Origin of the sequence: Tatumella sp. JGM94, from assembly GCF_018257595.1 — a bacterium.
In the GTDB taxonomy this organism is placed as follows: domain Bacteria; phylum Pseudomonadota; class Gammaproteobacteria; order Enterobacterales; family Enterobacteriaceae; genus Tatumella; species Tatumella punctata.
The window spans coordinates 1-6,594 of record NZ_JAERJN010000037.1; the positions used below are offsets into that span (position 1 = coordinate 1).

Genomic DNA, 6,594 nt, shown 5'->3' on the forward strand with positions numbered 1-6,594 from the left:
AGAAGTAATAAAACTCAAACAAGACAATCAGGATCAAGTAAATGCAATTACTAAAGATTATCAAACAAAAATGGAAAGCATCAAAACCGAAACTGAACATACTATCAATACTCTTAGTACTAATAATCAGCGGTTGCGCATCCAAGTCACAAGAAGTGAAAGTACCGGAACCTGTAGTACAGCAAATTCAAGTGGACAGCAGTCTTATGAGTACGCCGAGCTTTCAAAAGGATCTTCTGAATTTCTTGTCTCCCAAGCAATAAAGGCTGATCAATGGATTATCCATCTACAAGAAGTAATTACAACGCTCACTAAGGAAAATAGTGAATTGAAAAAATAAGGGCTAAGGAATGGCTAAACAAAATGCTCAAATGACTGAGCTAAAAAATGATTTTAATAAATTTATATATGTGTTGTGGGGATATCTCAACCTACCAAATCCAACACGAATACAAATGGATATTGCTAAGTATCTTGTGAATGCTCCTGATAGGTTTATTCTTCAGGCATTCCGAGGTGTTGGTAAGTCGTTCATTACTTGTGGTTATGTCTGTTGGCAGTTATGGCGAGATCCTCAAGTAAAAATCANTGATTGTCAGTAGCAGTAAAGATCGAGCTGACGCTAATGCCACGTTTATACGTCAAATCATCGGTTTAGTACCATTCCTTAATCACTTAGAACCTGACACCAAGACACAACGTGATTCACGATTAATATTTGATGTTCGTCCAGCAAAGCCAGATGCTTCACCTTCGGTAAAATCAATCGGTGTATCTGGTCAGTTAACAGGTTCACGTGCTGACATAATCATAGCAGACGATAAACTATAAAATGTCGTCTTTAAACCCATTGAATTCGGTGGAACTCTTAACAAGTAATGTTGAAGACAATACCGAGCGAAGCCATTTAAATAATGGAACGTGTAACGACTATCCCTGATGAATGTAAGGGAGTAGATTCAAGCGAATCGAAGCGGTGGGGTATAATTAAATTATACAAGATATAGTCTAATCTATATAGAAATATATAGCATCATAATATGATGGAGTAAGGAATAGCGAACTTACTTTAATAAAAACGGTTGAAAGTTTCAACAATTCACAAACTCAAACTACCCGAGATAAGCTTTTTGAACAGGTTAAAGAGCTGGACGCAATTATAAAACCCGGTGGAAAGATAATTTATCTGGGAACACCACAGTCAGAAATGACACTGTATAAAGAGCTGGAGAATAGAGGGTTCAGTACTAAAATATGGCCTGCCAGATATCCAAAGAATAATGCTGATATGGCAAGTTATGGTACAAGGCTTGCTGATATTATTCAAAGCGATATTGAAGAAGCAGGTATTGAATTTCTATCAAACAAGCCCACAGATCCACAACGATTCAGTCATGAAGATCTACTTTCACGTGAATTATCCTATGGTGCGGCAGGTTTCGCCTTACAGTTCCAATTGAACCCTAATTTATCAGATATTGAAAAGTATCCACTGAAATTAAAGAACTTAATCGTTTCAGAACTTGATAAAACTAAATCACCTTTAATATGGGATTGGTTACCAGACCCTAACAGAACAGTAAAAGATTTACCACTGATAGGACTGAAAGGTGATAACTACTTTTATGCGAAAAGTAGTAGTACTGAGACTCATGAATATCAAAAAAGAATCTTAGTAGTCGATCCATCAGGTAAAGGTAAAGATGAATCAGCCTACGTTGTTTTATATTTCTTAAACGGATATATCTACTTAATGGAATCAGGAGGCTTTTTTGATGGTTATGGTACGAAGACATTACAAAGTTTAGCTGATATAGCAAAAGAACATAAAGTCCATGAAATTATCACTGAATCAAACTTTGGTGATGGTATGTATAAAGCACTATTAGAACCAGTAGTTAAGAAAATCCATCCCTGTGAAATTACTTTAATACGTAACAATAAACAAAAAGAAATGCGTATCTGCGATACATTAGAGCCTGTATTAAACTCACATAAACTCATTGTTTCACCAGATATCATTAGTCTTGATTATCAAAATGCTAAAGATAAAGAAGGTATTCAAAGTATCAAACATTCCTTATTTTATCAGTTAACAAGAATAACAAGACAAAAGGGATGTTTAGCGACTGATGACAAAATAGATGTACTGGCTATGGGAGTTAGTCATTTTAAAGAAATAATGAATATCGACTCTCAAAAACAAAAAGAAGAAATTACTGAACAATGGATTGAAGACTACTATGATAGGTCTTTGAAAAATTCATACAGAACTATGAGTATTAATGATGTAACCATTAGATGGGATGATAATAATTCAGGATTCGGTAGTATGTTCGATATTAATTAAACTACTAAAGGGAATATTATTATAATATTCAGTTATATGGAGAATAATATGAAAATATTAAATAAACTCCGAAAAAGTTTTATTGTTAATATTGCGAAAAAAATATCACTATCTAAATTATTTTGGTTGTGTCTAAGTGTTCTGTTTGGCTTTCTTGCTAATCATGCGTTAGATGAAAATAATCACATTGTTATGGAACATCCCGATCCAGATAATCTACATATTATACTAAAAGTCATTCAAGATATGATAGATATAGCAATCAATGGGCAATAACTTTTTTCATTTGTAAATTCCTTTGTTTTTTCAGGGCATCGAAGCTAATCACTTCTTTGCCTTTTTTTAAGGTGGAATTATGAACCCAAAATTAATGAAATACTTTCTTATCAATGAAGTAACTAACAATCTAAATCCAATATTAAAAATAGTTAGAATGAATAATGACATTACTTCTGATCAGAAAATCAAATGTAAGAAATGTAATAAAGAGATTTTTCATCCATTATCAGTACTTCCATTGATACATTGTCGCTGTGAATACGAAAAATGGGATTTTGAAAATCAATCACTCTACATTCAAAAAATCTATAAAGATGAACATCAACAAGACCTTGTAGCAATAAAAATAGGGATTACAAAACAAGACGGTAATATCCGTAAAAATTTCACTGATAGTTTTTCTATCTATCATCATAAGCTGTACTATGAAGTAAGAATGAATTATGAATTAGCAGCTCATATAGAAACAAGAATCAAAAAAGAATTACCAGGTGGCTTTATTAGTAGAGATGAAATGAAGGATGGATTTACTGAAACATTCAGTCCTCAATACTTAGAGGACTTCCATAGAATCATTAATGAAGAAATTCAGAAAACTACAGACCCTTATATGAGGGTTATGTAGCTTTATGGATTATTTCGGTCAGTGTAGTTAACTGTATACTACTCGTCTGATCTATTGTATTAATTATTTCGTTTAGCAACGAATCAATTTTTTTTATTTCTTCTGCTGAATTTAATGTTATTTGATTTTTTTGTTCCATGATTTTTACTAAAGCAGATAGGGCAGAATAGCCATTCACAAGTTGTACAATGTCATGGTTATACTCTTCTGATAGCAACCCTAATGTTTCAGCTTTTGTCATTTTGATAGTTAATGTGTTTAAATTTTCATCTATTAAATGTAACTGCTGATTTAAAAATTCACGCTCAATCTCTCTCCCTTTCTCTTTTTTAGTGTTAATTGTGGACTTTACTCTCATTAATGCTATTTTTATTTCTACTTTTATATCAGTTATTTCTTCAATAACTTTAAATTTAGACTCATTCATTTTTGAATCCTGCCATTTAACAACCTTTATTGCGGAGTATCCAGCAAGGCATAATGCTAGAAAAGCAATTGTAGGTGCTGCTACGTACATAAAATTAGTGTTGACTATAGAGTCCCAAAATAGATAAAAAATTGTACTTAACCCTATTCCAAATGCCATACCAAACAGGAATGTTTCATTACTTTGTTTTTTCAAAATTTATACTCCGATAGGTGTCTATATCTTTAAGAGAAGATGATAGTACTGAATGATAAAAAATATCACAAAAATTTGAAACGTCTTGTAAAAGAAAGCGAGCGCCAAAAATCCCCCATAGCACCCTCCAAAAAAGTCAATTAAATCAAATCGTTAGTACTGAACCATTCAATCCACAGTACTATGCTTCCAAAATAAAAATCCAGAGTAGGGCAGGGCGGTTTGAACAATGCCAGTACTGAACTGTTTAATCATCGTGTAGTCCATAATGGCAGTACTAAATGTACCTATTTAACATAATCATTGTTATGCGTACTAAATATCTTCTTAAACATCCCTTCTATTTCCATTCTATCAGTACTGACATCGTTCAGTACTATCCTATAACCATCCTGTCATTTCATCGTGACAGGGTGGTTTTTTTACGCAATCGTTTGCTTTAATTTTGATTTAAATATTCAGTACTATTATTCTATCTATCTTTTGTTTTAAATGAGAATGATTATAATTCAACACAAAAATAAAAGAAAATCAAGTCAAAAAAAATAACTATACCTGTTTTTTTCACTATCTGTTGTTTTGATTTATATAGCTCTAAAACGTCCTGTATCGCATTCTAAGCGGTTTTAATATTATTCAGTACTATCATCATTCTCTAATGATTAACGTCATAGTGATAGGGTAGTGATTGAATTCAGTACTATCATGATTAACTTTACTATCCATTAATAGTTTATTTTTATCAGTACTATCACAGTGAAAAGACTATTCTCTGATAGTTAATAACTGTAGTAGTACTGTTCAATCCTACATTCTTTTAAAATAATTCAGTACTATCATTGTTGTTTTATTGTTAGTTAATTATGATAGTACTAAATTAAAATCGACAAACGCGACTGTGTTATATTTCCGTTTTTTGTTGAAAAACTTAGTTATTGAATTCGTATAAATCATCTATCGAAAATTTATTGTATTCTTTGATTATTTCATCAAGTGCGAAAAACCTTTCAATCACCTCTTTATGTATTTCTTTTATGCCAGCGTGAGTGTTTACTTCACCATTTCTGATTTTGATTAATGAATTAACTAAGAATTCATAATGAACTGATATTTTAATTATAGGCTCCTCTATAACTTTCTTAGAAGTGATGTTCCATTTCTTTAATGACATAGATGCGGTGTTTATTTCATATTGTTTAGTGATGAATTCATTCGAAATTTCTTTCAGAAAGTTAGCTATAAATCCTAAGTCGCCGTCTTCTATTTTTTTATTTTTAAATCTATCAGCAGCGCCTGCTATTAGTTTCTCCATTTTTGATATTATCATTAAAGATTCATAAGTTTTCATTACTATATTTTGTGCTACTTCAAAACCTTTATCATTTCTTTTTACTTCATTCCATTTTAATACTTTCACAGCAGTGAACAGGCCAATTAATATTGTTATGGAACTTAGGATTACTGGTGCTATATCTTTAAATTTTGTTGTTGGTGTCCATGACAATATAGTAAAAACGACTGTCATTATTATTCCACCTATAAATGCTCCTATTATTATCTTGTCGTTATTACGGATTATTTTTCTTTGTTCAAGTATCGATTTCATTCTTTGTTATCTCTTCAGTACTATTATGATTTTCTAATCATGACAAACGCGCGTTAGTTGATGCTAAAAAGTTTATTGAATTTTTTTTCTGTATATTTTAACTGTAGTTCCTTATTATATTTTATTGATGTTTTTAATTTATTCAGGTGGTTGTGATATAAAGTTATTGGGAATTCACCGACAGGATCAAAGTTACCATAAGCCATATGGTTCCATTCATCAAAGTATTCAATAACTACTTCACATGAAAATATGAGTTCATCAATTATATCATCAACTCTAACATTAAGTATTCTTAGTGTTTTTAATTTTTCATTTATTTCAAGATTAATGTCGAATCTTTCATTGTAGAGTTCATCGAATGCGGCAGTATATGTTTCTACTTTATCATCTATGTTGTCTTCTTCTATCTTTATCCAACGAGGTGTAGTTAGTTCATACTGATGAATTTTTACTATTTTCCTGATGATGTTATTTTGTTTTGATATTAATTCAATCAGTTCGATACAAGTATTTTTTTTCTTAGTAGCCATCCATTCATCTAACTTTGATAAACCGGATATGTATAAAACGATAGTGATTAATGGTGTCAGTAGTACTTGCCAGTTCTTCAAGTCCTGATGAAAGAAATTTTTCAGAATGACTGCTGGTAGAATCATTATTACTACAATACTTAATAACAAAATGAGTAGGGTAGTACGATTCTTATAGAAGAAGTTGATCATTAGTTGGATCAGTCCTATCAAAGTTAGATGATAATGATATTCATTATTATTTCATTCAGTACTACCATTATGCCAGTACTGAACTCTAACAGTCTATTTTGATAATGACATTTAAATGATAATAGTTATCATTAACTGTGGTTAAAAAAGTTTTATTGCCTATCTTATTGTTATATATAGTTTTTGTTTGATTTTGTGGTGTTAGTGAATGAATAACTTTCGTGGTGTCCAGTGACTGCATAAAAAAACCGACAGCGACAATCCATAACTGCCAGCGTACCGATACGGGGTGTGGCGGGGCATCGGCGTGGGCGGTTTTATTCATTCGTCTGTTTCCTGTGACAGAGCCTGGCGTCTTCTGAGTTTATCCATTATCAGGAACAGCTC

General features: G+C 31.7%; 7 protein-coding genes and 1 pseudogene. 4 read left to right on the forward strand and 4 right to left on the reverse strand.

Annotated features, from left to right (window positions below):
• The 4 genes from JK216_RS16845 to JK216_RS16860 form a co-directional block, all read left to right on the forward strand.
• Positions 1 to 340, forward strand: a 340-nt coding sequence (locus JK216_RS16845; RefSeq protein WP_212715391.1) for a lysis system i-spanin subunit Rz, incomplete at its 5' end; no start/stop codon positions are given.
• A 732-nt stretch (positions 341 to 1,072) separates the two neighbouring features.
• Positions 1,073 to 2,350, forward strand: coding sequence for a phage terminase large subunit (terL, locus tag JK216_RS16850; RefSeq protein WP_212715397.1), 1,278 nt, complete (start codon positions 1,073 to 1,075; stop codon positions 2,348 to 2,350).
• Between the two features lie 48 nt (positions 2,351 to 2,398).
• Positions 2,399 to 2,626, forward strand: coding sequence for a hypothetical protein (locus tag JK216_RS16855; RefSeq protein ID WP_212715392.1), 228 nt, complete (start codon positions 2,399 to 2,401; stop codon positions 2,624 to 2,626).
• 79 nt (positions 2,627 to 2,705) lie between these two features.
• A complete protein-coding gene (locus tag JK216_RS16860; RefSeq protein WP_212715393.1) occupies positions 2,706 to 3,254 on the forward strand; it encodes a hypothetical protein in 549 nt (182 codons plus the stop codon).
• On the opposite strand, the gene JK216_RS16865 is transcribed toward JK216_RS16860, so the two are convergent.
• From JK216_RS16865 to JK216_RS17115, 4 genes and pseudogenes are all read right to left on the reverse strand, one after another.
• Entirely contained in the window at positions 3,247 to 3,876 is a 630-nt protein-coding gene (locus JK216_RS16865; protein WP_212715394.1) for a hypothetical protein, read from the reverse strand. The two genes, JK216_RS16860 and JK216_RS16865, sit on opposite strands and share 8 nt — an antisense overlap.
• Positions 3,877 to 4,804: 928 nt before the next feature.
• On the reverse strand, positions 4,805 to 5,482 hold the full coding sequence (locus tag JK216_RS16870) for a hypothetical protein (RefSeq protein ID WP_212715395.1): 678 nt from the start codon (positions 5,480 to 5,482) through the stop codon (positions 4,805 to 4,807).
• A gap of 53 nt (positions 5,483 to 5,535) precedes the next feature.
• Positions 5,536 to 6,015, reverse strand: a complete 480-nt coding sequence (locus JK216_RS16875; protein WP_212715396.1) for a hypothetical protein — start codon at positions 6,013 to 6,015, stop codon at positions 5,536 to 5,538.
• A gap of 412 nt (positions 6,016 to 6,427) precedes the next feature.
• Positions 6,428 to 6,532 (reverse strand): annotated as a pseudogene (locus JK216_RS17115) (hypothetical protein); the annotation flags it as partial.
• Positions 6,533 to 6,594 lie beyond the last annotated feature (62 nt).

Coding starts and splice junctions, on each gene's coding strand:
- JK216_RS16855 (WP_212715392.1), top strand. CDS start 2,399: ATGAAAATATTAAATAAACTCCGAAAAAGTTTTATTGTTAATATTGCG.
- JK216_RS16870 (WP_212715395.1), bottom strand. CDS start 5,482: ATGAAATCGATACTTGAACAAAGAAAAATAATCCGTAATAACGACAAG.
- JK216_RS16860 (WP_212715393.1), top strand. CDS start 2,706: ATGAACCCAAAATTAATGAAATACTTTCTTATCAATGAAGTAACTAAC.
- JK216_RS16875 (WP_212715396.1), bottom strand. CDS start 6,015: ATGGCTACTAAGAAAAAAAATACTTGTATCGAACTGATTGAATTAATA.